This window comes from Pseudomonas sp. SJZ103, from assembly GCF_007828335.1.
GTDB lineage: Bacteria > Pseudomonadota > Gammaproteobacteria > Pseudomonadales > Pseudomonadaceae > Aquipseudomonas.
The window spans coordinates 238,756-264,916 of record NZ_VIUN01000002.1; the positions used below are offsets into that span (position 1 = coordinate 238,756).

General features: G+C 61.8%; 31 protein-coding genes. 20 read left to right on the forward strand and 11 right to left on the reverse strand.

The features are described from left to right. Positions 1 to 47: 47 nt before the first annotated feature. The 5 genes from FBY10_RS06315 to FBY10_RS06335 all read left to right on the forward strand — a co-directional run bounded on the left by FBY10_RS06315 (position 48) and on the right by FBY10_RS06335 (position 3,940). The gene (locus FBY10_RS06315; RefSeq protein WP_090401661.1) at positions 48 to 617 is read left to right on the forward strand and encodes a YqgE/AlgH family protein; all 570 of its coding nucleotides are present in this window, start codon (positions 48 to 50) and stop codon (positions 615 to 617) included. Continuing rightward, complete coding sequence (gene ruvX, locus FBY10_RS06320) at positions 617 to 1,054, forward strand: Holliday junction resolvase RuvX (protein ID WP_005792259.1); 438 nt, start codon at positions 617 to 619, stop codon at positions 1,052 to 1,054. Before FBY10_RS06315 ends, ruvX begins: the two co-directional genes overlap by 1 nt. Positions 1,055 to 1,136: 82 nt before the next feature. Then, a complete protein-coding gene (gene pyrR / locus FBY10_RS06325) occupies positions 1,137 to 1,643 on the forward strand; it encodes a bifunctional pyr operon transcriptional regulator/uracil phosphoribosyltransferase PyrR (protein WP_131697498.1) in 507 nt (168 codons plus the stop codon). A 24-nt stretch (positions 1,644 to 1,667) separates the two neighbouring features. Then, a complete protein-coding gene (locus tag FBY10_RS06330; protein ID WP_131697499.1) occupies positions 1,668 to 2,672 on the forward strand; it encodes an aspartate carbamoyltransferase catalytic subunit in 1,005 nt (334 codons plus the stop codon). Further along, a complete protein-coding gene (locus FBY10_RS06335) occupies positions 2,669 to 3,940 on the forward strand; it encodes a dihydroorotase (RefSeq protein ID WP_145336900.1) in 1,272 nt (423 codons plus the stop codon). The genes FBY10_RS06330 and FBY10_RS06335 overlap by 4 nt, the downstream gene beginning before the upstream one ends. 50 nt (positions 3,941 to 3,990) lie before the next feature. On the opposite strand, the gene FBY10_RS06340 is transcribed toward FBY10_RS06335, so the two are convergent. Then, positions 3,991 to 4,419 carry a TM2 domain-containing protein gene (locus FBY10_RS06340; protein ID WP_131697501.1) on the reverse strand — a complete coding sequence of 143 codons (429 nt, stop codon included), beginning with the start codon at positions 4,417 to 4,419 and terminating at the stop codon, positions 3,991 to 3,993. Between the two features lie 250 nt (positions 4,420 to 4,669). Here FBY10_RS06340 and FBY10_RS06345 point away from each other — a divergent pair, with 250 nt between their 5' ends. Further along, positions 4,670 to 5,308: a C40 family peptidase gene (locus tag FBY10_RS06345; protein ID WP_145336901.1), complete on the forward strand. Its 639-nt coding sequence runs from the start codon at positions 4,670 to 4,672 to the stop codon at positions 5,306 to 5,308. 139 nt (positions 5,309 to 5,447) lie between these two features. On the opposite strand, the gene FBY10_RS06350 is transcribed toward FBY10_RS06345, so the two are convergent. Then, a complete protein-coding gene (locus tag FBY10_RS06350) occupies positions 5,448 to 6,482 on the reverse strand; it encodes a type IV pilus twitching motility protein PilT (protein ID WP_145336902.1) in 1,035 nt (344 codons plus the stop codon). 57 nt (positions 6,483 to 6,539) lie between these two features. Between FBY10_RS06350 and FBY10_RS06355 the strand changes: the two genes are divergently transcribed. The 9 genes from FBY10_RS06355 (at position 6,540) to FBY10_RS06395 (ending at position 13,177) form a co-directional block, all read left to right on the forward strand. Beyond that, on the forward strand, positions 6,540 to 7,226 hold the full coding sequence (locus FBY10_RS06355) for a YggS family pyridoxal phosphate-dependent enzyme (RefSeq protein ID WP_145336903.1): 687 nt from the start codon (positions 6,540 to 6,542) through the stop codon (positions 7,224 to 7,226). A 33-nt stretch (positions 7,227 to 7,259) separates the two neighbouring features. After that, positions 7,260 to 8,078: a pyrroline-5-carboxylate reductase gene (gene proC, locus FBY10_RS06360; protein WP_131697505.1), complete on the forward strand. Its 819-nt coding sequence runs from the start codon at positions 7,260 to 7,262 to the stop codon at positions 8,076 to 8,078. 25 nt (positions 8,079 to 8,103) lie between these two features. Further along, positions 8,104 to 8,691: a YggT family protein gene (locus tag FBY10_RS06365; RefSeq protein ID WP_131697506.1), complete on the forward strand. Its 588-nt coding sequence runs from the start codon at positions 8,104 to 8,106 to the stop codon at positions 8,689 to 8,691. Positions 8,692 to 8,819: 128 nt separating this feature from the next. Then, complete coding sequence (locus FBY10_RS06370; RefSeq protein ID WP_145336904.1) at positions 8,820 to 9,959, forward strand: homoserine O-acetyltransferase; 1,140 nt, start codon at positions 8,820 to 8,822, stop codon at positions 9,957 to 9,959. Between the two features lie 7 nt (positions 9,960 to 9,966). Continuing rightward, the gene (gene metW / locus FBY10_RS06375) at positions 9,967 to 10,587 is read left to right on the forward strand and encodes a methionine biosynthesis protein MetW (protein WP_017735309.1); all 621 of its coding nucleotides are present in this window, start codon (positions 9,967 to 9,969) and stop codon (positions 10,585 to 10,587) included. 21 nt (positions 10,588 to 10,608) lie between these two features. Next, positions 10,609 to 11,043 carry a DUF4426 domain-containing protein gene (locus tag FBY10_RS06380; RefSeq protein ID WP_027606095.1) on the forward strand — a complete coding sequence of 145 codons (435 nt, stop codon included), beginning with the start codon at positions 10,609 to 10,611 and terminating at the stop codon, positions 11,041 to 11,043. Next, on the forward strand, positions 11,040 to 11,636 hold the full coding sequence (rdgB, locus tag FBY10_RS06385; protein WP_008434161.1) for an RdgB/HAM1 family non-canonical purine NTP pyrophosphatase: 597 nt from the start codon (positions 11,040 to 11,042) through the stop codon (positions 11,634 to 11,636). Before FBY10_RS06380 ends, rdgB begins: the two co-directional genes overlap by 4 nt. A gap of 59 nt (positions 11,637 to 11,695) precedes the next feature. Beyond that, positions 11,696 to 12,835, forward strand: a complete 1,140-nt coding sequence (gene hemW / locus FBY10_RS06390) for a radical SAM family heme chaperone HemW (protein WP_218571034.1) — start codon at positions 11,696 to 11,698, stop codon at positions 12,833 to 12,835. Between the two features lie 18 nt (positions 12,836 to 12,853). Next, positions 12,854 to 13,177: a DUF3392 domain-containing protein gene (locus FBY10_RS06395; RefSeq protein WP_010207241.1), complete on the forward strand. Its 324-nt coding sequence runs from the start codon at positions 12,854 to 12,856 to the stop codon at positions 13,175 to 13,177. A gap of 140 nt (positions 13,178 to 13,317) precedes the next feature. Here FBY10_RS06395 and trmB read toward each other — a convergent pair whose 3' ends face one another. The 4 genes from trmB to FBY10_RS06415 form a co-directional block, all read right to left on the reverse strand. Further along, entirely contained in the window at positions 13,318 to 14,043 is a 726-nt protein-coding gene (gene trmB, locus FBY10_RS06400) for a tRNA (guanosine(46)-N7)-methyltransferase TrmB (RefSeq protein WP_131697509.1), read from the reverse strand. 9 nt (positions 14,044 to 14,052) lie between these two features. After that, complete coding sequence (locus tag FBY10_RS06405) at positions 14,053 to 14,847, reverse strand: thiazole synthase (RefSeq protein ID WP_131697510.1); 795 nt, start codon at positions 14,845 to 14,847, stop codon at positions 14,053 to 14,055. Positions 14,848 to 14,907: 60 nt separating this feature from the next. Next, the gene (gene thiS / locus FBY10_RS06410; protein ID WP_167656957.1) at positions 14,908 to 15,108 is read right to left on the reverse strand and encodes a sulfur carrier protein ThiS; all 201 of its coding nucleotides are present in this window, start codon (positions 15,106 to 15,108) and stop codon (positions 14,908 to 14,910) included. Positions 15,109 to 15,179: 71 nt separating this feature from the next. Continuing rightward, positions 15,180 to 15,560 (reverse strand): DUF423 domain-containing protein, encoded by a 381-nt coding sequence (locus tag FBY10_RS06415; protein ID WP_131697512.1) that lies wholly within the window; start codon positions 15,558 to 15,560, stop codon positions 15,180 to 15,182. Between the two features lie 74 nt (positions 15,561 to 15,634). Here FBY10_RS06415 and mtgA point away from each other — a divergent pair, with 74 nt between their 5' ends. Then, a complete protein-coding gene (gene mtgA, locus FBY10_RS06420; RefSeq protein WP_131697513.1) occupies positions 15,635 to 16,357 on the forward strand; it encodes a monofunctional biosynthetic peptidoglycan transglycosylase in 723 nt (240 codons plus the stop codon). Positions 16,358 to 16,403: 46 nt separating this feature from the next. Here the strand turns inward: mtgA and rpoH are convergent, their stop codons facing one another. From rpoH to ftsY, 4 genes are all read right to left on the reverse strand, one after another. After that, positions 16,404 to 17,258, reverse strand: a complete 855-nt coding sequence (gene rpoH, locus FBY10_RS06425; protein WP_003176698.1) for an RNA polymerase sigma factor RpoH — start codon at positions 17,256 to 17,258, stop codon at positions 16,404 to 16,406. A 129-nt stretch (positions 17,259 to 17,387) separates the two neighbouring features. After that, positions 17,388 to 18,410, reverse strand: coding sequence for a permease-like cell division protein FtsX (gene ftsX / locus FBY10_RS06430; protein WP_065923857.1), 1,023 nt, complete (start codon positions 18,408 to 18,410; stop codon positions 17,388 to 17,390). Continuing rightward, on the reverse strand, positions 18,407 to 19,078 hold the full coding sequence (gene ftsE, locus FBY10_RS06435) for a cell division ATP-binding protein FtsE (protein ID WP_003234627.1): 672 nt from the start codon (positions 19,076 to 19,078) through the stop codon (positions 18,407 to 18,409). The genes ftsX and ftsE overlap by 4 nt, the downstream gene beginning before the upstream one ends. After that, a complete protein-coding gene (gene ftsY / locus FBY10_RS06440; RefSeq protein ID WP_145336906.1) occupies positions 19,075 to 20,517 on the reverse strand; it encodes a signal recognition particle-docking protein FtsY in 1,443 nt (480 codons plus the stop codon). Before ftsY ends, ftsE begins: the two co-directional genes overlap by 4 nt. Before the next feature lie 232 nt (positions 20,518 to 20,749). Between ftsY and FBY10_RS06445 the strand changes: the two genes are divergently transcribed. From FBY10_RS06445 to FBY10_RS06460, 4 genes are read left to right on the forward strand one after another with little or no spacing between them, the layout of a single operon-like run. Further along, complete coding sequence (locus FBY10_RS06445; RefSeq protein WP_131697515.1) at positions 20,750 to 22,105, forward strand: pitrilysin family protein; 1,356 nt, start codon at positions 20,750 to 20,752, stop codon at positions 22,103 to 22,105. Then, a complete protein-coding gene (locus FBY10_RS06450) occupies positions 22,098 to 23,588 on the forward strand; it encodes a pitrilysin family protein (protein WP_145336907.1) in 1,491 nt (496 codons plus the stop codon). Before FBY10_RS06445 ends, FBY10_RS06450 begins: the two co-directional genes overlap by 8 nt. Continuing rightward, entirely contained in the window at positions 23,588 to 24,205 is a 618-nt protein-coding gene (rsmD, locus tag FBY10_RS06455; protein ID WP_145336908.1) for a 16S rRNA (guanine(966)-N(2))-methyltransferase RsmD, read from the forward strand. The genes FBY10_RS06450 and rsmD overlap by 1 nt, the downstream gene beginning before the upstream one ends. 55 nt (positions 24,206 to 24,260) lie before the next feature. Continuing rightward, positions 24,261 to 25,256, forward strand: a complete 996-nt coding sequence (locus FBY10_RS06460; protein WP_145336909.1) for a hydrolase — start codon at positions 24,261 to 24,263, stop codon at positions 25,254 to 25,256. 30 nt (positions 25,257 to 25,286) lie between these two features. Here FBY10_RS06460 and FBY10_RS06465 read toward each other — a convergent pair whose 3' ends face one another. Continuing rightward, entirely contained in the window at positions 25,287 to 26,138 is an 852-nt protein-coding gene (locus FBY10_RS06465; protein WP_145336910.1) for a sulfurtransferase, read from the reverse strand. Positions 26,139 to 26,161: the final 23 nt, after the last annotated feature.

Genomic DNA, 26,161 nt, shown 5'->3' on the forward strand with positions numbered 1-26,161 from the left:
TCACGTCCAGCTTGTCAGTTCGCCCCTCCAACGCCACACTAGCGGACATGAAAAATGTCAGCCCGACCTACCTCAAGCACCAATTCCTGATCGCCATGCCCCATATGGCCGACCCGAACTTTGCGCAGACCTTGACCTACATCGTCGAGCACACGGCCAATGGTGCCATGGGGTTGGTGGTGAACCGCCCGCAGGCGCTGAACCTGGCCGATATCCTTGAACAACTGCGCCCGGAGGTCGACCCACCGGCCCGTTGCCAGGGCGTACAGATCTACATCGGCGGACCGGTGCAGACCGATCGCGGCTTTGTGCTGCACCCGACCGGGCCGAAGTTCCAGGCCACGGTGGACCTGGACGGGGTCTCACTGTCCACCTCCCAGGACGTGTTGTTCGCCATCGCCGACGGTGTGGGCCCTGAGCAAAGTGTGATCACCCTGGGTTACGCCGGCTGGGAAGCCGGGCAGTTGGAAGCCGAACTGGCCAGCAATGCCTGGCTGACCTGCCCGTTCGATGCCGACATCCTGTTCAACACCGCAAGCGAATTGCGCCTGGAAGCCGCCGCGGCCAAGCTGCGGGTCAACCTCAGCCTGCTGACCAGCCAGGCGGGGCACGCCTGATGGCCTTGCGTCTGATCCTCGGCTTTGACTACGGCACCAAGCAGATCGGCGTAGCGGTCGGTCAGGTGATCACCGGCCAGGCCCGCGAGCTGTGCACCCTCAAGGCCCAGAACGGCATACCGGACTGGAACCAGGTCGAAGCCCTCATTAAAGAGTGGAAGCCCGACGCCGTGGTGGTCGGCCTGCCCCTCAACATGGACGGCACCCCCAGCGACATGTGCCTGCGCGCCGAAAAGTTCGCCCGCCGCCTTAACGGCCGCTACAACCTGCCCTTCTATACCCACGATGAACGCTTGACCACCTTTGAAGCCAAGGGCGAGCGCCGCGACCGTGGCGGCCAGAAGGGCAGTTACCGCGACAACCCGGTGGACGCCATTGCCGCCGCCTTGCTGTTGCAAGGCTGGCTGGATGAAAACACTGCTTTATTTGAATCCTGACTGACGCGGCTTGCCGCGTCTTCTTACGTTTGAGCCCGGACCTTGTCGTCGCCCCGCCGCGCAAGGCCTTGAAGGAGCCACCATGAGTCTGCCAAACCCCGCCGAACTGATCCGCCAGATGGCGGTTAGCCTCAAGACGCACCTGGAACACCGTGGCATCAGCGAACCGCGCTTTATCGGTATTCGCACCGGCGGTGTGTGGGTCGCCCAAGCGTTGCTGGAAGAACTGGGCAGCGACTCACCCTTGGGTACCCTGGACGTGTCCTTCTACCGCGACGACTTCAGCCAGAACGGCCTGCACCCACAAGTGCGCCCGTCCGCCCTGCCGTTCGAGATTGAAGGCCAGCACCTGGTGCTGATCGACGACGTGCTGATGAGCGGCCGTACCATCCGCGCCGCCATGAATGAATTGTTCGATTACGGGCGCCCCGCCAGCATCACCCTGGTCTGTCTGCTGGACCTGGAGGCAGGCGAACTGCCTATCAGCCCGGACGTGGTTGGCGCCACGCTGTCCCTTGAGGCCAGCCAGCGAGTAAAATTGTCCGGTCCCACGCCGCTCGAACTCGAACTGCAAGACCTTGCCCTTTAAACCGCCTTGTAAAGAGTCCCCGCGATGACGCCTCTAGATGCCAAGCGCCCGCTGCAGCTCAATGCTCAGGGCCAGTTGCAACACTTCTTGTCCCTCGACGGTTTGCCCCGCGAACTGCTCACCGAAATCCTCGACACCGCCGACTCGTTCCTCGAAGTGGGCGGCCGGGCGGTGAAGAAAGTCCCGCTGCTGCGCGGCAAGACCATCTGCAACGTGTTCTTCGAGAACTCCACCCGTACACGGACCACCTTTGAACTGGCGGCCCAACGGCTGTCGGCCGACGTGATCACGTTAAACGTGTCCACCTCGTCGGCGAGCAAGGGCGAGACCCTGCTCGACACCCTGCGCAATCTGGAAGCCATGGCCGCCGACATGTTCGTGGTGCGCCACGGCGACTCCGGTGCCGCCCACTTCATTGCCGAGCATGTATGCCCGCAGGTGGCGATCATCAACGGCGGCGACGGCCGTCACGCCCACCCGACCCAGGGCATGCTCGACATGCTCACCATTCGTCGGCACAAGGGCAGCTTTGAAAACCTTTCGGTGGCCATCGTCGGCGACATCCTGCATTCGCGGGTGGCACGCTCGAACATGCTGGCCCTGAAAACCCTGGGTTGCCCGGACATTCGCGTGATCGCGCCGAAAACCCTGCTGCCCATCGGCGTCGAGCAATACGGCGTGAAGGTCTACACCGACATGACCGAAGGCCTCAAGGATGTGGACGTGGTGATCATGCTGCGCCTGCAGCGCGAACGCATGTCGGGGGGTCTGCTGCCGAGCGAGGGCGAGTTCTACCGCCTGTTCGGCCTGACCACCGCACGCCTGGCCGGCGCCAAGCCGGATGCCATCGTGATGCACCCGGGGCCGATCAACCGAGGCGTGGAGATTGAGTCGGCGGTGGCCGACGGTAACCAGTCGGTGATTCTCAACCAGGTCACGTATGGCATCGCCGTGCGCATGGCGGTGTTGTCCATGGCCATGAGCGGGCAAACCGCGCAACGTCAATTCGAGCAGGAGAAGGCCCAGTGAAGCTCAGCATTCTCGGCGCCCGAGTCATCGATCCGGCCAGCGGCCTGGATCACATTACCGATCTGCATCTGGAAGCCGGCAAGATCATCGCCATCGGCGCCGCCCCCCGTGATTTCAGCCCCAGCGAGACGATCGATGCCAAAGGTCTGGTGGCCGCACCTGGACTGGTGGACCTGAACGTCGCCCTGCGCGAGCCGGGCTACAGCCGCAAAGGCAATATCACCAGCGAGACCCGCGCGGCCGCAGCCGGTGGCGTCACCAGCCTGTGCTGCCCACCGCACACCAAACCGGTGCTCGACACATCGGCCGTGACCGAGCTGATCCTCGACCGTGCGCGCGAAGCCGGCAATTGCAAAGTGTTTCCCATCGGCGCCCTGAGCAAAGGCCTGGAAGGCGAACAACTCGCCGAACTGATTGCCTTGCGCGACGCCGGTTGCGTGGCGTTCGGCAACGGCCTGGAGAGTTTCCGCAGCACCCGCACCCTGTGCCGCGCCCTGGAATATGCGGCCACCTTCGACTTGACGGTGATCTTCCACTCCCAGGACCGCGACCTGGCCGAAGGCGGCCTGGCCCATGAAGGTGCGGTCGCCAGCTTCCTCGGCTTGCCGGGCATTCCGGAAACCGCTGAAACCGTAGCCCTGGCCCGTGACCTGCTGCTGGTGGAACAAAGTGGCGTGCGCGCGCACTTCAGCCAGCTGACCAGCGCCCGGGGCGTGGCCCTGATCGCCCAGGCCCAGGCCCGTGGCCTGCCGGTGACGGCGGACGTGGCGTTGTATCAATTGCTGCTGACGGACGAGGCGCTGATCGACTTCTCCAGCCTTTACCACGTACAACCGCCGCTGCGCACACAGGCCGATCGTGACGGTTTGCGTGCGGCAGTCAAATCCGGTGTGGTCTCGGCGATTTCCAGCCACCACCAGCCCCACGAGCGGGATGCCAAGCTGGCACCGTTTGGCGCGACAGAGCCGGGCATCAGCAGCGTGGAGCTTTTACTGCCACTGGCGATGACGTTGGTGGAAGACGGTTTGCTCGACTTGCCGACGCTGCTGGCACGCCTGAGCACCGGCCCGGCCAAGGCCTTGCGCCTGCCGGCGGGGAAACTGGCGGTAGGTGCGGCGGCAGACCTGGTGCTGTTTGACCCGGCCGGTTCCACGGTTGCCGGGGAGCACTGGCTGTCCAAAGGTGAGAACTGCCCGTTCATCGGCCATAACCTGCCGGCGAGCGTGCGCTACACCTTGGTGGATGGGCGCATCAGCTACCAGGCTTGAGCCATAAAAACTGTAGGAGCGAGCTTGCTCGCTCCTACAGTTTTTATGATCTACCGGCCGCCATTGCGCTCGGCATTGCGGATCGAAACCTGGGTATTCAACGTCCAGAAGTCATACAGCACCCCCACCAGGAACAAACCGCCGGTCAGCAGGTAGATCAGTCCGGTGACCCATTTGCCCTGGTACATGCGGTGCACGCCGAATACCCCCAGAAACGCCAACAGAATCCAAGCGACGTTGTATTCGATAGGGCCAGCGGTAAAACGCAGGTCCGCTTCTCGGTCCATGGCCGGGATCAGGAACAGGTCGATCAGCCAGCCGATCCCAAGCAAACCCAGGGTGAAAAACCAGATCGTGCCGGTCACCGGTTTGCCGTAATAGAAGCGATGGGCCCCGGTAAACCCGAAAATCCAGAGCAGGTAACCGATCACCTTGCTGTGGGTGTCTTGCTGCGGACCAACCTGTTGATAGGTGTTCATGGAGTACCTCATTTGCTTCGATAGATAAATTTTTTCACTTTCTTTGTGACTTTTTTACAGGCGCCCGACGTACGGCAAATGGTATCTTCCCTCCCCTGAAAGCCTTATGCCACCTGACTTGTGTAGGACAATCGCGGCGAATCGTCGCATTTTTCCTGAGTTTGACCCCAAGGTTCAGTCGACAAACGGCCTGAGAACGACACAAAAAGCTGTTATAAAGTTGCGCGCAAACCCATAAGAGCCACGCCTAATGCGACCATTTTTCAAGACATGGCTAACCATTTGCCTATTAATGCCACTGGCCGCCCACGCCACCAATCGTGAGCAACGACTTCCAAACGTCAACGGTTTCACCCCTAAAGTCCACAGCACGCCAAGCAACGCCAAATCGGCAAAGCCGACCATCAGCCGCCCGACTCAACTGAGCAAGGCCCACGGTAAGGCAGTTCCAGGCCTGATGGCAGTCAACACCAAGCAGAGCAGCACCGTCCTCAGCCGCGCCGTAAACGTGCTGGGTACTCCTTATCGTTGGGGCGGCAGCAGCCCAAGTAAAGGGTTCGACTGCAGTGGCCTGGTGAAATATGCGTTTAACGACGTAGCCGCCGTGGATCTGCCGCGCACCTCCAACGCCATGGCCGCCGGCCATGGGCAGAAGGTTGATCGCAAGGACCTGAAACCGGGTGACCTGTTGTTCTTCAAACTGAAGAGCCGCCAGGTGAACCACGTTGCCATTTACCTGGGCAACGACCGCTTTATCCACGCACCACGTCGTGGCAAGTCGGTCAGTATCGACACGCTGAAAAAGCCGTTCTGGAACAAGAACTACGTGATTGCCAAGCGGGTTCTGCCGAAAGAGCAGAACAGCAACCTGCGGATCGTGCAACGCTGATCTTCAGCTGAAATGCAGCAGTAAATGTGGGAGGGGGCTTGCTCCCGATAGCAGTGGGTCAGGTACAGATACGCTGACTGATCCACCGCTATCGGGGGCAAGCCCCCTCCCACATTTGATTTGTGTCGTCCACAAACCCTCAGATATCCCCAGGCACCCTTGCCTTCTCCCGCGCCTCGTCCCCGCTGATCACGCCTTCCGTGACCAACGCCTTCAAGCTCATATCCAGCGTCTTCATGCCCAGCGCACCGCCGGTCTGAATCGCCGAGACTATCTGCGCCACCTTGTCCTCGCGGATCAAATTTCGAATGGCTGGCGTACCCAGCATGATTTCATGGGCCGCCACCCGCCCGCCGCCAACCTTCTTGACCAGTACCTGAGACACCACCGCCTGCAACGACTCCGACAGCATCGAGCGGACCATGGCCTTTTCCCCCGCAGGGAACACGTCCACCAGCCTGTCCACGGTCTTTGCCGCCGAGGTGGTGTGCAGGGTGCCATATACCAGATGTCCGGTCTCAGCGGCCGTCAGGGCCAGGCGGATGGTTTCCAGGTCGCGCAACTCGCCCACCAGGATCACATCCGGATCTTCCCGTAACGCCGAGCGCAACGCGGTGGAAAAGCCATGGGTGTCGCGATGAACCTGCCGCTGGTTGATCAGGGCGATTTTCGGCGTGTGGATAAATTCGATGGGGTCTTCCAGCGTGAGGATGTGCTGGCGCCGATGCTGATTGAGGTAATCGATCATCGCCGCCAGGGTAGTGGACTTGCCGGAGCCGGTGGGGCCCGTCACCAGCACCAGGCCGCGCGGAAGCAGGGCGATACGCCGGAACACCTCCCCCAGGCCGAGATTTTCCAGGCTCTGGACCTCGGCCGGGATGGTGCGAAACACCGCACCCATGCCGCGATCCTGCTGGAACACATTCGCCCGGAACCGCGCCACGCCTGGCAGCTCGAAGGCAAAATCCGTTTCAAGAGATGTTTCGAAATCCTTTTGTTGGTAGCGGTTGAGCAGCGGGCTCAATAAATCCGCCACTTGCGGGGGTGAAAGCACCGGCCAATCCAACGGCCAGACCTCACCGTCAATGCGCAGCATGGGTGCCACACCGGCCGACAAATGCAGGTCGGAGGCGCCGCGACGCACGCCGGCCACCAGTAATTCAGTGATATCCATAGGGCTTTCCATTTCCAGTAGAATGCCGCGGACTCCATATCCACGGGCGCATCTTGAATGTCGACGATAGCAGACAATATCGGCCAGGTTAGCCAGCGCATCCGCGCCGCAGCCGACGCCGTGCAACGTGACGCACACAGCATCCACCTGCTGGCCGTGAGCAAGACCAAACCCGCCCAAGCCCTGCGCGAAGCCTATGCCGCCGGGATGCGTGATTTTGGCGAAAACTATCTGCAGGAAGCCCTGGGCAAACAGGCCGAATTAACCGACCTGCCCTTGAGTTGGCACTTCATCGGCCCCATTCAATCGAACAAGACTCGTGCCATCGCCGAGCACTTCGCCTGGGTGCATTCCGTGGACCGCCTCAAAATTGCACAACGCCTGTCCGAGCAACGCCCGGCCGACCTGCCGCCGCTGAATATCTGCATCCAGGTCAATGTCAGTGGCGAAGCCAGCAAGTCCGGCTGCACACCCGCCGACCTGCCGGCCCTGGCCAATGCCATCAGCGCCCTGCCGCGCCTGACGCTGCGGGGCTTGATGGCAATTCCCGAGCCGACGGAAGACCGGGCCGAGCAAGATGCAGCGTTCGCCCGCGTGCGCGACCTGCAAAACAGCCTGAACCTGCCGCTCGACACTCTTTCCATGGGCATGAGCCACGACCTTGAGTCGGCCATCGCCCAAGGCGCCACCTGGGTGCGGATCGGTACCGCCCTGTTTGGCGCCCGCGACTACGGCCAGCCATGAAATGGCTGACATCCATCTAAGTAAGGACCTGTCATGAGCAACACGCGTATTGCCTTTATCGGCGCCGGCAACATGGCGGCCAGCCTGATCGGTGGCCTGCGGGCCAAGGGTCTGGACGCCGCGCAGATCCGCGCCAGCGACCCGGGCGCCGAGACCCGTGCCCGCGTCAGCACCGAGCACGGTATCGAAACCTTCGCCGATAACGCCGAAGCCATACAAGGTGTCGATGTGATCGTGCTGGCGGTCAAGCCACAGGCCATGAAGGCTGTGTGCGAAAGCCTGCGCCCAAGCCTGCAGCCGCACCAACTGGTGGTGTCGATCGCCGCCGGCATCACCTGCGCCAGCATGAACAACTGGCTCGGTGCCCAGCCGATCGTACGCTGCATGCCCAACACCCCGGCGCTGCTGCGCCAGGGCGTGAGCGGTTTGTATGCCACCCACGAGGTGACCGCCGAACAGCGTGCCCAGGCCCTGGAACTGCTGTCCGCCGTGGGCATTGCCCTGTGGCTCGAACAGGAGCAGCAACTGGACGCGGTCACCGCCGTCTCGGGCAGCGGCCCGGCTTACTTCTTCCTGCTGATCGAAGCCATGACCGCCGCCGGCGTAAAACTCGGCCTGCCACAGCAAGTCGCTGAGCAACTGGCCGAGCAAACCGCCCTGGGCGCCGCGAAAATGGCCGTCTCCAGTGAGGTGGACGCTGCCGAGTTGCGCCGTCGCGTCACCTCCCCGGGCGGCACCACGCAGGCTGCCATCGAATCATTCCAGGCCGGGGGCTTTGAAGCCCTGGTGGAAAAAGCACTGGGTGCCGCAGCACATCGTTCGGCTGAAATGGCCGAGCAGCTGGGCAAATAGTCGTACCCCTACGAAGGAATAAATGATGCTTGGACTCAATGACGCCGTCATCTTCATCATCCAGACCTTGGGCAGCCTGTACCTGCTGATCGTGCTGATGCGTTTTATCCTGCAATTGGTGCGGGCAAACTTCTACAACCCGCTGTGCCAATTCGTGGTGAAGGCCACGCAACCGCTGCTCAAGCCCCTGCGTCGGGTGGTCCCGAGCATGTTCGGCCTGGACATGTCGTCGCTGGTACTGGCATTGCTGCTGCAGATTCTGCTGTTCGCGCTGGTCCTGATGCTCAAAGGCTACCTGCCTTACACCGTGCTGCTGTTGCCATGGGCACTGATCGGGCTCTTCTCGTTGTTTTTGAAGATCATCTTCTGGTCGATGATCATCAGCGTGATCCTGTCCTGGGTCGCACCGGGTAGCCGTAGCCCAGGTGCCGAGCTGGTGTCTCAGATCACCGAGCCGGTGCTCGCGCCGTTCCGTCGCTGGGTCCCCAACCTCGGCGGCCTGGATATTTCGCCGATCTTCGCGTTTATCGCGATCCAGCTGATACAGGGCTGGGGAATCCCGTACCTGGCTGACTTCGCGAACATGCCCAAGTTACTGTTCGGGCTGATCTGACAGGCGGAGCAAATGCAGGGGGGGGGTGGTGGGACGATTCGACCTGCTCCCTCCCACATTTGGCCTTTGCTTGCCGCTGGATGCATCGGTCTTTAGACTTACGCCTCATTTAAACGAGAGCAGGGTCGATGCCAACTGCCTTTCCCCCCGATTCTGTTGGACTGGTCGTGCCCCAAGTGGCGCACTTCAGCGAACCGCTGGCCTTGGCCTGTGGTCGTTCGCTGCCTGCCTATGACCTGATTTATGAAACCTACGGCCAACTGAACGCCACGGCGAGCAACGCCGTGCTGATCTGCCACGCCCTCTCCGGCCATCATCACGCCGCTGGTTTCCACAGCGTTGACGAGCGCAAGCCCGGCTGGTGGGACAGTTGCATCGGCCCCGGCAAGCCCATCGACACCAATAAGTTCTTTGTGGTCAGCCTGAATAACCTCGGTGGTTGCAACGGCTCCACCGGCCCCAGCAGCCTCAACCCGGAAACCGGCAGGCCGTTCGGCGCCGATTTCCCGGTACTCACCGTGGAAGACTGGGTGCACAGCCAGGCACGCCTCGCCGACCTGTTGGGCGTCCAGCAGTGGGCCGCCGTGATCGGCGGCAGCCTGGGCGGCATGCAGGCCCTGCAATGGACCATCACCTACCCGGATCGCGTGCGCCATTGCCTGGCCATCGCCTCGGCCCCCAAATTGTCGGCGCAGAACATCGCCTTCAACGAAGTGGCGCGCCAGGCCATCCTCACCGATCCCGAATTCCACGGCGGTTCGTTCCAGGAAGCCGGTGTGATCCCCAAGCGCGGCTTGATGCTGGCACGGATGGTCGGGCATATCACCTACCTGTCCGATGACTCCATGGGCGAGAAATTCGGCCGTGGCCTCAAGAGCGAGAAGCTCAACTACGACTTCCACAGCGTCGAGTTCCAGGTGGAAAGCTACCTGCGTTATCAGGGCGAGGAGTTCTCGGGGCGTTTCGACGCCAACACCTACCTGCTGATGACCAAGGCTCTGGACTACTTCGACCCGGCAGCCAACCATGACGACGACCTGGCGAAAACCTTCGAGGGCGCCACGGCCAAGTTCTGCGTCATGTCGTTTACCACCGATTGGCGCTTCTCGCCGGCCCGCTCCCGAGAGCTGGTGGATGCCTTGATGGCTGCGAAAAAAGACGTCTGCTACCTGGAGATCGACGCTCCGCAAGGCCATGACGCCTTCCTGATCCCGATCCCGCGTTACCTGCAAGCGTTCAGCAACTACATGAACCGAATTACTTTGTGAGAACGCCATGAGAGCCGACCTGGACATCATCCAAGACTGGATCCCCGCCGGCAGCCGCGTGCTTGACCTGGGCTGCGGCGATGGCGAACTGCTGAGCTGGCTGCGGGACAACAAGCAAGTCACCGGCTATGGCCTGGAAAACGACCCGGACAATATCGCCCAGTGCGTGGCCAAGGGCATCAACGTGATCGAACAGGACCTGGACAAGGGCCTGGGCAACTTTGCCAGCAACAGTTTCGACATCGTGGTGATGACCCAGGCCCTGCAAGCGGTGCACTACCCGGACCGCATTCTCGACGAAATGCTGCGCGTGGGCCGCCAGTGCATCATCACCTTCCCCAACTTCGGGCACTGGCGCTGCCGCTGGTACCTGGCGACCAAGGGCCGTATGCCGGTCTCGGATTTCCTGCCGTACACCTGGTACAACACGCCGAACATCCACTTCTGTACTTTCGAAGACTTCGAAGCCCTGTGTGGTGAGCGTGAAGCCAAGGTGATCAACCGCCTGGCCGTCGATCAACAGCACCGTCACGGCTGGGCAAGTAAGCTATGGCCCAATCTGTTGGGCGAAATTGGTATCTACCGGGTCAGCAGCCCTGGCCTGACGGATCACAAGATTGCCGTCTAATCATTTTCAAGAGGGACGATCATGAGTCGCTTGGCCATTTTTCTACTGACTGCATGCCTGGGCGCCAGCGCCATGGCGGCGGACACTATCGACGCTAATCGCAAGAAAGACTTCGGTGATATCACCGTTCATTACAACACCTTCACCTCCAGCTTCCTGCAGCCGGAAACCGCCCAGAAAGTTGGCGTGGTGCGCAGCAAGGAGAAAGGCTTGATCAATGTGACCGTGATCAAGGGCGTAACCCCGGTGGCAGCTCAGGTGACAGGCACCATCAAGGACCTGGGCGGCAAGAGCGAGATTTTGACGTTCAAGCAAATCGACGAGAAAGGCGGGATTAATTACCTCGCGCCGTACTCTGTGACACAGCGGGAATACAAGACGTTTACCATCAATGTTGAAACCGGCGGCAAAGCCCATAGCTTCCAATTCAACCAGGAACTGTTTCCGGCGGAATGATGAACCTTACTCAACTCGTACTGGCCAGCCATAACGCCGGCAAGCTCAAAGAACTCCAGGCAATGCTCGGCGACTCCGTGCAGTTGCGCTCGATCGGCGAGTTCAGCCAGGTGGAGCCGGAAGAGACCGGCCTGTCGTTCGTCGAGAACGCCATCCTCAAGGCGCGCAATGCCGCACGCATCTCGGGCCTTCCGGCGCTGGCCGATGACTCTGGCCTGGCGGTGGACTTCCTCGGCGGCGCGCCGGGCATCTACTCGGCGCGTTATGCCGATGGCAAGGGCGACGCGGCCAACAATGCCAAGCTGCTGGACGCCCTCAAGGATGTGCCGGATGCGATGCGTGGCGCGCAGTTCGTCTGCGTGCTGGCCTTGGTGCGGCATGCCGATGACCCGCTGCCGATCCTCTGCGAAGGCCTGTGGCACGGGCGCATCCTGCATGCAGCCAGTGGCGAGCACGGTTTTGGTTATGACCCGCTGTTCTGGGTGCCGGAACGCAATGTCTCCAGCGCCGAATTGAGCCCGGCCGACAAGAACCAGATCAGCCACCGCGCCCGCGCAATGGATTTGCTGCGCCAGCGCCTGGGCTTGAAATGACCCGGAACACCTCCGCGCAGCCGCTGATCCACGGTGGCTCGCAAACACCACGGGCGGCCATGCCGGTGCTGCCGCCCCTGGCGCTGTATATCCACATTCCGTGGTGCGTGCGCAAATGCCCTTACTGCGACTTCAACTCCCACACCGCCAGCAAGGTGCTGCCGGAAGAAGAGTATGTCGACGCCTTGCTGGCCGACCTCGATCAGGACCTGCACGCGGTGTATGGGCGCGAACTGAGTTCGATCTTCTTCGGCGGCGGCACGCCAAGCCTGTTCAGCGCTGCGGCGCTGGGCCGATTGCTCAAAGGCGTGGAAGCACGCATCCCGTTTGCCGGCGACATCGAGATCACCCTGGAAGCCAACCCCGGTACTTTCGAGCAAGAAAAGTTCGTCGCTTACCGCACGCTGGGGATCAATCGGCTGTCCATCGGCATCCAGAGCTTCCAGCAGGAAAAGCTCGAGGCCCTGGGTCGCATCCACAACGGCGACGAGGCCGTACGCGCCGCCGGGATGGCACGCCAGGCCGGGTTCGATAACTTCAACCTGGACCTGATGCACGGTTTGCCCGATCAGTCCCTGGAGGACGCGTTGAGCGACCTGCGCCAGGCCATCGCACTGAAGCCGACGCACCTGTCCTGGTACCAGTTGACCCTGGAACCCAACACCGTGTTCTGGAACCAGCCGCCCGCGCTGCCGGAAGACGACACCCTGTGGGACATCCAGGAAGCTGGCCAGGCGCTGCTGGCCGAACACGGTTACGCACAATATGAAGTGTCGGCCTACGCCCAACCCGGGCGCCCGGCGCGACATAACCTCAACTACTGGAGCTTTGGCGACTTTATCGGCATCGGCGCCGGCGCCCACGGCAAGCTCAGCCACCCCGACGGGCGCATTGTGCGCACCTGGAAGACCCGCGCGCCGAAGGACTACCTCAACCCGGCCAAAAGCTTCCAGGCCGGGGCGAAGGAGCTGACCAACGAAGAGCTGCCGTTCGAGTTCCTGATGAACGCCCTGCGCCTCACCGAGGGCGTCGACGCCACGCTCTACGCCGAGCGCACCGGCCTCGATCTGGCGAGCCTTGACGAGGCGCGGCGCGAGGCAGAACAAAGTGGCTTAATGCAGGTCGAACCGTCACGCCTGGCGGCCACTGATCGCGGGCAACTCTTTCTCAATGACCTGTTGCAGAAGTTTTTGAGCTGATCGCTCTAAGGAAATCGAATGGATTTGGTACTCGACCTGCTCGCCACCGTATCCCGCTGGAGCCGCAGCAACCTGTCGGAAATCTCCCTGGCCCTTGTGGGCTGTTTGCTGGTGCTGTTTGGCGCCGACATCAAGGGCTGGGTCGAAGCACGCCTGGGCAGCGTTGCCGGCGCGTTGCGCGTACCGTTGATGGCCCTGCTGTGCATGATCGGCAGCGGTGCGGCGCTGATCTACGCCACGCCGTGGATTGTGCGGGGGTTGAGCCAGTTCAATAACTACAGCCTGGCGCCGGTGCTGGTGGTGGTGCTGGTGTTGATTGGCGTCGTCGCCGATCGCCGCTGACCTCAAATCCAACACAAAACAACTGTGGGAGGGGGCTTGCCCCCGATAGCTGAGGGTCAGTCGACATCAAAGTGACTGATCCACCGCTATCGGGGGCAAGCCCCCTCCCACATTGAATTGCATTTCAAGTCAGTGGCGAGTTACGCCAGCTTCTCGAACTTCAAATCCCAAACCCCATGCCCGAGTCGCTCGCCACGACGCTCGAACTTGGTGATCGGGCGTTCGGCCGGGCGCGGTACGCATTTGCCGTCTTCCGCCAGGTTGCGGTAGCCAGGGGCAACGTCCATCACTTCCAGCATGTATTCGGCGTACGGTTCCCAGTCGGTGGCCATGTGCAGGATACCGCCGACTTTCAGCTTGCTGCGCACCAGCTCCGCGAAGGAGGCCTGGACGATGCGGCGCTTGTGGTGACGGCTCTTGTGCCATGGATCGGGGAAAAACAGCATCAGGCGGTCGAGGCTGTTGTCGGCGATGCAGCGGTTGAGCACTTCGATCGCGTCGCAGTCATAAACCCGCAGGTTGGTCAGGCCTTGAGTCAGAACGCCATTGAGCAGCGCGCCGACACCCGGGCGGTGGACTTCCACGCCGATAAAATCCTGTTCCGGCGAGGCCGCCGCCATTTCCAGCAGGGAGTGCCCCATGCCAAAACCGATTTCCAGGGACCGCGGGGCCGAACGACCAAACACCTGGTCATAGTCCACCGGCGCGTCGGCCAGGGGCAGGACGAACAGCGGCGTACCTTGCTCCAGGCCTTTTTGCTGGCCTTCGGTCATGCGGCCGGCGCGCATCACAAAACTCTTGATGCGGCGGTGCTTGGACTCGTCGCCTTCTTCCACGGTGTTCGGCGTTTCGTTTGATTCAGTCATCAATGGCTCTTACTTGATCAGACCATCCAGCGGCGAAGAGGCGCTGGCGTATAGTTTTTTCGGCATGCGCCCGGCGAGGTAGGCCAGGCGGCCGGCGACGATGGCGTGTTTCATGGCTTCGGCCATCAGCACCGGTTGCTGGGCGTGGGCGATGGCCGAGTTCATCAGCACCGCGTCGCAGCCCAGTTCCATGGCGATGGTGGCGTCGGAAGCGGTACCGACACCGGCGTCCACCAGTACCGGGATCTTGGCTTCTTCGAGGATGATCTGCAGGTTGTACGGATTGCAGATGCCCAGCCCGGAACCGATCAGGCCGGCCAGTGGCATCACGGCGATACAGCCGATTTCGGCCAGTTGGCGGGCGATGATCGGGTCATCGCTGGTGTAGACCATCACGTCGAAACCTTCCTTGACCAGGGTTTCAGCGGCCTTGAGGGTTTCGATCACGTTTGGGAACAGGGTTTTCTGGTCGGCCAGCACTTCCAGCTTCACCAGGTTGTGGCCGTCGAGCAGTTCACGGGCCAGGCGGCAGGTGCGCACGGCTTCGACGGCGTCGTAGCAACCGGCGGTGTTCGGCAGGAAGGTGTAGCGATCCGGCGACAGCACTTCGAGCAGGTTCGGCTCGCCTTCGATCTGGCCGAGGTTGGTGCGGCGCACGGCAAAGGTCACGATCTCGGCGCCCGAGGCTTCGATGGCCAGGCGGGTTTCTTCCATGTCGCGGTACTTGCCGGTGCCGACCAGCAGACGGGACTGGTAGGTACGACCGGCCAGGACGAAGGGCTTGTCGCTACGAACGATGCTCATGGGAAATCCTCGAAATGGGGTGAGGTTCTGCAGAATCCGGGGCTACATAAACGTGCAGGACTAGCCGCCGCCGATGGCGTGGACCACTTCTACCTGGTCACCGTCGGTGAGCGCGGTCTCGGCATGCAGGCTACGCGGGACGATATCCAGGTTGAGTTCCACTGCGACGCGACGCCCGGTCAGGTCCAGGCGGGTCAGCAGGGCCGCAACGGTTTCACCGTCGGGCAGTTCAAGGGATTCGCCGTTCAACTGAATGCGCATGCCACGGGCCGCCATCGATTTTAGGGGCCAGCATTCTAGCTCGATTGGGACCTGAAGGTCAGCTCCAAGCGTCAAGCGGTCAGCTGCAAGCGCCAGGCAGCCAAGCCCAGGAAGAACCAACCCAGCAGGAACGCCAATCCGCCGAAGGGCGTGATGATGCCGAGTTTGCTGATCCCCGTGGTGGTCAACACGTACAGGCTGCCGGAGAACAGCAGGATACCGACGACAAAGGACACGCCTGCCCACGTCACCAGGCGCCCCGGAATATGCGCCAGCAGCAGCGCTACGCCGAACAGCGCCAGGGTGTGCACCAACTGATAGGTCACGCCGGTGTGAAAGATCGCCAGGTACTCGGCGCTCAGGCGGCTTTTCAGGCCATGGGCGGCGAACGCACCGAGGGCGACACCGGTGAAGCCGAAAAAGGCAGCCAGCATCAGAAAGCTACGCAACATGAGGAACTCCAGTCAGACTCATTGGGCAGGGTCTGTATAATGGCCCGCTCAACGGGTTCGGCCAAGCCATCTCTATGCTGCGTGTCCTCTTCAAACGCTTTCTCAACGTCGTGAAATGGTTTGCCATTGGCAGTGTTCTGCTGGTGCTGCTGTTCCGTGTCGTCCCGCCGCCCTTCACCGCATTGATGGTGGAGCGCAAAGTCGAATCCTGGTTCGACGGCGAACCCATTGACCTGCAACGCACCTGGGTGCCGTGGGAAGAAATCTCCGACGACCTGAAAGTGGCGGTGATGGCCGGTGAAGACCAGCGCTTCCCGCAGCATTGGGGCTTTGATTTCGGCGCCATCCAGGCGGCGCTCCTGCACAACGAACGCGGAGGTTCGATCCGTGGCGCGAGTACGCTGAGCCAGCAGGTGTCGAAAAACCTGTTCCTGTGGGCGGGTCGCAGTTATTTGCGCAAAGGCCTGGAGGCCTGGTTTACCGCGCTGATCGAGGTGTTTTGGCCCAAGCAGCGGATTCTTGAGGTGTACCTCAACAGCGTGGAATGGGATGAAGGCGTGTTTGGCGCGCAAGCGGCTGCGCGACATCACTTTGGCGTGAGTGCCAAGGGATTGTCCCGGCAGCAGGCCAGCTACCTGGCGGCGGTGTTGCCTAACCCTCGGGTGTGGAGTGCCAGTCATCCGACCGCGTACGTGGCGCGGCGAGCGGCGTGGATTCGCCAGCAGATGAGCCAGTTGGGTGGGGATGGTTATCTGGTGGAACTGAACAACTCTCGCAAAGCGCCTTGGTCCGACTGATACAACACAAAACAAATGTGGGAGGGGCTTGCCCCCTCCCACACTTTTAAGCAGCGATGGATAGTTTCAGCTTGTTCATCGCGCTCTTTTCAAGCTGACGAATCCGCTCGGCCGACACGTTGTACTTCTGTGCCAGGTCGTGCAGCGTAGCTTTTTCTTCCGCCAGCCAGCGCTGGTAGAGGATGTCACGGCTGCGGTCGTCCAGCACTTCCAGCGCTTCGTGCAGGTTGTGGTTGGAGTTGTCGCTCCAGTCGGCATCTTCCAGTTGACGCGCCGGGTCGTACCGGTGGTCTTCCAGGTAGTTGGCCGGCGATTGGAAAGCGCTGTCGTCGTCCGCTTCCGCGGCCGGGTCGAAGGCCATGTCATGGCCGGTCAGGCGGCTTTCCATCTCGCGCACTTCACGGGGCTCCACGCCGAGGCTTTCGGCCACGCGGTGGACTTCCTCGTTGTTCAGCCACGCCAGGCGTTTTTTCTGGCTGCGCAGGTTGAAGAACAGCTTGCGCTGGGCCTTGGTGGTCGCGACTTTCACGATGCGCCAGTTGCGCAGGATGAACTCGTGGATTTCCGCCTTGATCCAGTGCACGGCAAACGACACCAGGCGCACGCCCATCTCAGGGTTGAAGCGCTTTACAGCCTTCATCAGGCCGACGTTGCCTTCCTGGATCAGGTCAGCCTGGGCCAGGCCGTAGCCGCTATAGCTACGGGCGATATGTACGACAAAACGCAGGTGGGCGAGCACCATCTGCCGAGCCGCCCCCAAATCCTGCTCATAGTAGAGACTCTCGGCCAGTTCACGCTCCTGCTCGGGGGTCAGCAATGGAATGCTGTTGACCGTGTGCACATAGGCTTCCAGGTTCGCACCCGGGACCAAGGCATAAGCAGGTTGCAAAGAAGTGGTCATACGAAAAAACCTCCGACTCACATAACTCGTGCAGTTCAGCACTGCGAAAATTGACCGGGAACCGTAGGACAAGTTCCCTAAACCTCTGATACGGTCAATACAAACGAAACCACATTAATCTGACATTAACTACTTCGGTGCCAGCTCACGTAAATGCCGTGCGACCGCAATCCAGGCACCGATATAACCCAACAATACCGCGCCAAGCAAGAGCGACAGACCATCGGCCACCGGTACCCCGGCCAAGGCAAAATCACTGCCATACAAGCCGGCAAGCCCAACGACTGCGTCGTTCAGCCAGTTCAGACCGAACGCCAGCACGCCCCAGGACAAAATCCCCGCACCCAGGCCATAAAGCGCGCCCATGTACAGAAAAGGCCGACGCACATAGCTGTCCGTGCCGCCGACCAGTTTAATCACTTCTATCTCGGTGCGACGGTTTTCAATATGAAGACGAATGGTATTACCTATCACCAAAAGTAATGCAGACACCAACAGCACCGTCAGGCCGAACACAAAGCGGTCGCCCAGCTTGAGGATCGCCGCCAGGCGCTCTACCCAGACTAGATCAAGTTGCGCCTGTTGCACCTTGGGCATCTCTGCGAGTTTTTGTCGCAGGGCTTCAAGGCCCGCCTTGTCGACTTCATTCGGCGTCACCAGGACCACACCCGGCAACGGGTTCTGCGGCAGCTCCTTAAGCGCCTCGCCCAGGCCGGACTGTTGCTGGAACTCCTCAAGGGCCTGGTCGCGACTGACGTACTCGGCGTCCGCGACGCCCGGCATGTTCTTGATATCGTCCCGTAGCGCTTCGCCTTCCTTGGTACTGGCATCCAGGTTCAGGTACAGCGAAATCTGCGCCGCACGCTGCCAGGAGCCACCCAGGCGCTCGACATTATTAAGCAGCAACGACAAGCCCATCGGCAGGCTCAGGGCCACGGCCATCACCAGGCAGGTAAAAAAGCTGCCGATCGGCTGCTTGCCCAGGCGACGCAGGCTGTCCAGCAGGCTGGCGCGATGGCTTTCGATCCAGGCGCGCAGCAGGGTGCTGAAGTCCGGGCCGTCATCGTCGTCGTGTTTTTTCTTTTTAGGTTGCGGATCGGCCGGTTTCGGCGCCACGCGCTCGGAAACCTTGGGGCTACGTGTCGCACTCATACGCCAGCCTCCCCGTCACCGATCAGGCGACCGCGTTGCAGGGTCAGCATGCGGTGGCGCATACGTGCGATCAGCGCCAGGTCGTGGCTGGCGATCAGTACGCTGGTACCCAGACGGTTGATGTCTTCGAACACACCCATGATCTCGGCCGCCAGGCGCGGGTCGAGGTTACCGGTGGGTTCGTCCGCCAGCAGCAAGGCCGGGCGGTGAACGATCGCGCGGGCAATGCCGACGCGCTGTTGCTGGCCGGTGGACAGGTCGCCGGGGTAGAGGTCGGTCTTGTCCGACAGCGCCACGCGCTCCAGGGCCGAATCCACGCGCTTGACGATTTCGGCCTTGGACAATCCAAGAATCTGCAACGGCAAGGCAACGTTGTTGAACACCGTACGATCAAACAGCAACTGGTGGTTCTGGAACACCACGCCGATCTGGCGGCGCAGAAACGGGATCTGCGCATTACTGATGGTGGCCAGGTCCTGGCCCGCCAGCAGCAATTTGCCGGTGGTTGGGCGCTCCATGGCCAGCAACAGGCGCAACAGCGTACTTTTGCCGGCCCCCGAGTGACCGGTGACAAACAAGAACTCGCCGCGACGCACTCTAAAGCTCAGCTCATGCAAGCCGACATGCCCGTTGGCATAGCGTTTACCGACCTGTTCGAATCGAATCATGAACGCTCCCGCTCGGCAAACAGTGCCTGTACAAAGGGTTCGGCTTCAAAGGTGCGCAGGTCGTCGATGCCTTCACCGACTCCGATATAACGAATCGGCAACCCGAACTGCTTGGCCAGGGCGAAGATCACGCCGCCTTTGGCCGTGCCGTCGAGCTTAGTCAACGCCAGGCCGGTCAGTTGGACCGTCTGGTTGAATTGTTTGGCCTGGCTGATGGCGTTCTGGCCAGTACCGGCGTCCAGCACCAGCAGCACTTCGTGCGGGGCGTCTGCGTCGAGTTTGCCGATCACGCGGCGGACTTTCTTCAGCTCTTCCATCAGGTTGTCTTTGGTGTGCAGGCGACCGGCGGTATCCGCAATCAGCACGTCGATGTTACGAGCCTTGGCGGCTTGCACGGCGTCGAAGATCACCGAGGCGGAATCGGCACCGGTGTGCTGGGCGATGACCGGGATCTTGTTGCGCTCACCCCAGACCTGCAATTGCTCGACGGCAGCGGCGCGGAAGGTGTCGCCGGCGGCGAGCATGACTTTTTTGCCTTCCGACTGCAGCTTCTTGGCCAGTTTGCCGATGGTGGTGGTCTTGCCGGCGCCATTGACGCCCACGACCAGGATCACGAACGGCTTGTTCGGGGTGATCACCAGTGGCGCTTCCACGGGCTTGAGCATCGCCGCCAGCTCGGCCTGCAAGGATTTGTAGAGGGCGTCGGCATCGGTCAGCTGCTTGCGCGCGACCTTCTGGGTCAAGCTCTGGATGATCACGGCGGTGGCTTCGACGCCCACGTCGGCGGTCAGCAGACGGGTTTCGATGTCTTCCAGCAGTTCGTCGTCGATCACCTTTTTGCCGAGGAACAGGCTGGCCATGCCTTCGCCGATGCTGGCGCTGGTCTTGCTCAGGCCTTGCTTGAGGCGGGCGAAGAAGCCGGTCTTGCTGGTTTCGACAGGAGCGACGGACGCGGGCTCGACGGGCGATTCGATAACGGCGGGAGCGGCAACCACGACGGGAGCCGGCTCAACCACTGGCGCGACAACCGCAACGGGGGCCGGCTCGATCACAGCTACAGGCGTAGGCTCTTCGATCACGACAGGAACCGGCTCGATAACCACCGGAATCGGCGGCGTCACATGCTCGGCCTGCACGTCGTCAACCAGCGCCACGGGCTCTTCTGCCACCGGCAGTTCCGGCCACGGCTTATGCTCGGGCTCAGGTTCCGGCACCACTTCGGCCACCGGCTGCAACACCGGCTCAGCCATCGGCAACACGACCGGCGCCGGCGCTTCGACTATCGGTTCGGCTTCTACTATAGGCTCGGGGATCGGCTCAGCTTGAACCTGTGGCTGTTCAGCGACGGTTTCCTGCGGCTTTTTGCGCAGCCATCCGAACAGGCCTTTCTTCTCGCCAGCCGCAGCTGGGGTCTTCTTGTCGTCGTTGGAACCAAACATGGAGACGGCTATCTCAAGGTAGCGACGCGCCAAGGGGCGCATCGGTAAATAAAATTCGATGCGTAACAGACTGTTTTTTAGCCAGCTCGTTCATGCGCAACATTTTGTAAGGCCTAAATAGGGCCTTAACAAGACAGCCATAGTGGCCGTCCCTAGGTCGGATCAGTATCCTAGCACCTCCTCGCCCGCCGACGCTAAGACCAAGCGGGCAGCCCAACAGGTTTAAAAACGAATGAATGCTCTAGCCCGCCACGCCGCAGGCCTGCTGCTCAGCACAGTTTGTCTGCCACTTTCAGCCTTGGCTGCCGACCCACAACCCACCCATGAATTCACCCTGGATAACGGCCTCAAGGTGGTCGTGCGCGAAGACCATCGCGCGCCGGTGGTGGTTTCCCAGGTCTGGTACAAGGTCGGTTCGAGCTACGAAACCCCGGGCCAGACCGGTTTGTCACACGCCCTGGAGCACATGATGTTCAAGGGCAGCGCCAAGGTCGGCCCCGGCGAAGCCTCGCTGATCCTGCGGGACCTGGGCGCCGAAGAAAACGCCTTCACCAGCGATGACTACACCGCCTACTACCAGGTGCTGGCCCGTGACCGCCTGGGCGTTGCCTTTGAGCTGGAAGCCGACCGCATGGCCAGCCTGCGCCTGCCGGCCGACGAATTCAGCCGCGAAATCGAGGTAATCAAGGAAGAACGCCGCCTGCGCACCGACGACAACCCGATGTCCAAGGCCTTCGAGCGCTTCAAGGCGATGGCTTTCCCGGCCAGCGGCTACCACACACCGACCATCGGCTGGATGGCCGACCTCGACCGCATGAAGGTTGAGGAACTGCGCCACTGGTACCAGTCCTGGTACGTGCCGAACAACGCTACCCTGGTAGTAGTCGGCGACGTGACCCCGGACGAGGTGAAAAACCTCGCCCAGCGCTACTTCGGCCCGATCCCCAAGCGTGACGTACCGCCCGCCAAGATTCCGATGGAGCTGGCCGAGCCCGGCGAGCGCCTGCTGACCATGCATGTGCAGACCCAATTGCCGAGCGTGATCCTGGGCTTCAACGTACCTGGCCTGGCCACCGCCGAAGACAAACGCTCGGTCCAGGCCCTGCGCCTGATCTCGGCCCTGCTGGACGGCGGCTACAGCGCACGGATCTCCGAACAGTTGGAGCGTGGTGAAGAGCTGGTTTCCGCCGCATCCACCAACTACGACGCCTATACCCGCGGTGACAGCCTGTTCACCCTCTCGGCCACTCCGAACCAGCAAAAGAAAAAAACCGTTGCCCAAGCCGAAGCCGGCCTCTGGCGCCTGCTGGAAGAGTTGAAGGCCAAGCCACCGACCGCCGAAGAACTGGAACGCATCCGTGCCCAGGTCATCGCCGGCCTGGTGTACCAGCGTGACTCGATCACCAGCCAGGCCACGGCCATCGGCTCGCTGGAAACCGTGGGCCTGTCCTGGAAACTCATGGACACCGAACTGGCCGACCTGCAAAGCGTGACCCCGGAAGATATCCAGAAGGCCGCACGCACCTATTTCACCCGCGAACGTCTGAGCGTCGCCCATGTTTTGCCTGAGGAGACCGCTCATGAGTGATCGCAAAAGCAGCCGCCTGATCCTGCCGGGCCTGATCGTCGTCACCCTGGTCGCAGCGAGTGCCGTGTATTTCCTGCGCCCAAGTGAGTCCGTCGCCAGCCAGGCGCTGGACAAGGCGCAATCGGCCAACAAACTGCAATCCCTGGCGGAGCTTGACGGCAAGGCGCCGACCAACCGCAAGCTCGACGTGCAAACCTGGACCACCGCCGAAGGCGCCAAGGTGCTGTTTGTCGAAGCCCATGAGCTGCCGATGTTCGACATGCGCATCCTGTTCGCCGCCGGCAGCAGCCAGGACGGCAACGTGCCGGGCCTGGCACTGATGACCAACGCCATGCTCAATGAGGGCGTGCCGGGCAAGGATGTGAGCCAGATTGCCAGTGGTTTTGAAGGCCTGGGCGCCGACTTTGGCAATGGCGCTTATCGCGATATGGCGCTGGTGTCCCTGCGCAGCCTCAGCGACAGCGCTAAACGCGACGCCGCCCTGGCGCTGTTTGACGAGGTGATCGGCAAACCGACCTTCCCCGCCGATTCCCTGGCGCGGATCAAGAACCAGATCCTCGCCGGCTTTGAATACCAGAAGCAGAACCCCGGCAAACTGGCGAGCCTGGAGCTGTTCAAGCGCCTGTACGGCGACCACCCATACGCTCACCCGAGCGAAGGCACGCCAGAAAGCGTTCCGAAGATTACCCTCGCACAGTTGCAGGCGTTCCACGCCAAGGCTTATGCGGCGGGTAATGCCGTGATTGCCGTGGTCGGTGATTTGACCCGCGCCGAAGCCGAAGCGATGACCGCCAAAGTGTCGGCCTCGCTGCCCAAGGGCCCGGCCATGGCGAAAATCGCCCAGCCGACCGAGCCGAAGCCCGGCCTGAGCCATATCGAGTTCCCGTCCAAACAGACTCACCTGCTCTTCGCCCAATTGGGCATCGACCGCGCCGACCCGGACTACGCAGCGCTGTCCCTGGGCAACCAGATCCTCGGCGGCGGTGGCTTCGGCACCCGTTTGATGAGCGAAGTGCGCGAGAAACGTGGCCTGACCTACGGTGTGTATTCCGGCTTCTCGCCGATGCAAGTGCGTGGCCCGTTCATGATCAACCTGCAAACCCGCGCCGAAATGAGCGGCGGCACCTTGCGCCTGGTCGAAGACGTGCTGGCCGACTACCTCAAGACCGGCCCGACGCAAAAGGAACTGGATGACGCCAAGCGCGAGCTGGCCGGCAGCTTCCCGCTGTCCACTGCGAGCAACGCCGATATCGTCGGGCAGCTGGGCGCCATGGGTTTCTACAACCTGCCGCTGAGCTATCTGGAAGATTTCATGAAACAATCCCAGGCACTGACCGTAGAGCAGGTCAAGGCTGCCTTGAACAAACACTTGAGCGCCGACAAGATGGTCATCGTGACCGCCGGCCCAACGACTGCGCAAAAGCCACTACCGCCCCCCACTGATAAACCTGCCGAGCAGCCGCTCGGGGTTCCGGAGCATTAATGGCCAGTTCATCTCGCCCGAAAAAACCTGTCCACAACGTGCATAACGGTGTGGGCCAACTGCGCATCATTGGCGGTGAATGGGGCAGCCGCAAGCTGAGCTTCCCCGACGTCGTGGGCCTGCGCCCAACGCCGGATCGCGTGCGTGAAACCCTGTTCAACTGGCTCGCGCCTTACATTGCCGGCGCCAAGGTGCTGGACCCGTTCGCGGGCAGTGGCGCGCTGTTCCTGGAGGCGCTGTCCCGTGGAGCGGCCCAGGCCCAGGCGCTGGATGCCAGCAATGTCGCGGTGTCCAGCCTCAAGGAACACCTGGGCACCCTGCGCTGCACCAACGGCCAGGTGCAGACCGCCGACGCCCTGCGCTACCTGGAAACCCAGGCTGCCAGCGCCTATGACGTGGTGTTCCTCGATCCGCCGTTCAACCAGAACCTGCTGCCGACCGTGTGCGCCTTGCTGGAAGAACGCCAGTGGCTGGCGCCGGATGCGTGGGTCTACACTGAAAGCGAGACCGCGCCGTCTACCCTGGGCTTGCCGGGCGCCTGGCGCCTGCACCGGGAGCAGAAATCCGGTCGTGTGTATTACGCGTTGTGGCATCGATTGGTCGAAAGCGTCGCCTGATTTTTCAGACTGGCTTCAATTGTGGTGAGCGGGCTTGCCACAGACTGAGAGTTTCATGACACCGTCCTCCGACCTCTTCACCCCCGCCTTCGGCCTCGGCAACCCTCACCTGCAAACACTGTGGGGGCCGTTGTGGCGCCCTACCACCCATATCGAACGCCAACGCGAACGCCTGTGGCTGGAAGACGGCGACTTTCTCGACCTCGACTGGCATGGCCCCCATGACGCGCAGGCGCCGTTGGTGCTGGTGCTGCATGGGCTGACCGGCTCATCCAATTCCCCCTATGTGGCCGGCCTGCAAAAAGTCCTCGCCGCCCAAGGCTGGGCCAGTGCGGCTTTGAACTGGCGTGGCTGTTCGGGCGAGCCCAACCTGTTGGCGCGCAGCTATCACTCGGGCGCCAGCGAAGACCTGGCCGCCGCCATTGCGCATCTACGCGCCAAGCGGCCGCTGGCGCCGCTGTATGCGGTGGGTTATTCGCTGGGGGGCAATGTGCTGCTTAAGCACCTGGGGGAAACCGGCGAGGCATCCGGCCTGCAAGGCGCGGCGGCGGTGTCGGTGCCGTTTCGCCTGGACCAGTGTGCGGACCGCATCGGGATAGGTTTCTCGCGGGTTTACCAAAAGCACTTCATGCGTGAAATGCTCGCGTATATCCGCGTCAAACAAAGCCGTTTTTTACAGGATGGCCGCGCGGATGGACTGAAAGCCCTGGAAGCACTTGGCTCGCTGGAGAAGATGCGCACCTTCTGGGACTTCGATGGCCGGGTCACCGCGCCGCTGCACGGGTTCTTGAGTGCCGAGGACTACTACCGCCGCGCGTCGAGCCGCTACTACCTGGGTGCTATACGCACGCCGACGCTGATTATCCACGCTGCCGATGACCCGTTCGTATTCGCCCACAGCTTGCCCGAGACCAGCGAGCTGTCGGCCTGCACCGAGTTTGAACTGACGGCCAAAGGTGGGCACGTGGGCTTCGTCGATGGCTCACTGAAACGCCCCAGCTACTACCTGGAGCGGCGCATCCCCCAATGGTTACTGGCACAACAAGGTTGAACATGTGGGAGGGTTTACCCCACCGGGAGCTCAGTCACCCGTAGCAATTGCCCGCGCAGGATCGGTAATCCACTCGCTCCACGACCCCGCATACAACTTGCCCAACGGGTAACCCGCCAGGCTCAGGGCGAACAGGTTGTGGCAGGCCGTCACGCCCGAGCCGCAATACGCCACCAGTTCTTCCGGCGAGCGGCCCTGCAACTGCGCGGCGAAGCGTTGCTTGAGTTGCTCGGCCGGGAGGAAACGCCCGTCACTGCCCAGGTTTTCGTTGAACGCCGCACATTGCGCACCGGGAATGTGCCCGGCAATCGGGTCGATAGGCTCCACCTCGCCGCGAAAGCGCAGTTGGGCGCGGGCATCGATCAGGGTCAGGCCGGGTTGGCCCAGGCGTTTTTGCAGGTGTTCGGCATCCAGCAGCAGGCGATTGTGCGGTGTACCGGCAAACGTCCCGCGCTCGACGACCGGCGCATCCAGGCTCAGCGGGAAACCCGCCGCATGCCAGGCCTTGAGCCCCCCATCCAGGATAAATACGCCGTCGCGCTTGCCCAGCCAGGCCAGCAACCACCAGGCGCGGGCGGCATAGGCACCAGGACCGTCGTCGTAAAGCACCACGTCGGTATCGGCACTCACACCCCACGCCCGCAGTTGCTCAGCGAAGGTATTCGCTGCCGGCAACGGGTGACGACCGGTCACACCTTTGATTACCGGCCCACTAAGGTGGCGCTCCAAGTCAGCGTACTGCGCACCTTCGATATGCCCTTCGGCGTAGCTGCAACGCCCGTAATCCGGGTCTTCCAGGGCAAAACGGCAATCCAGGATCACCAGCCCGGTCTTCTGGCGCTCGGCCAATTGCTGGGGGCTGATCAGTTGGGCAAGCGGCATGATGGACTCCTGTGAACAGATTC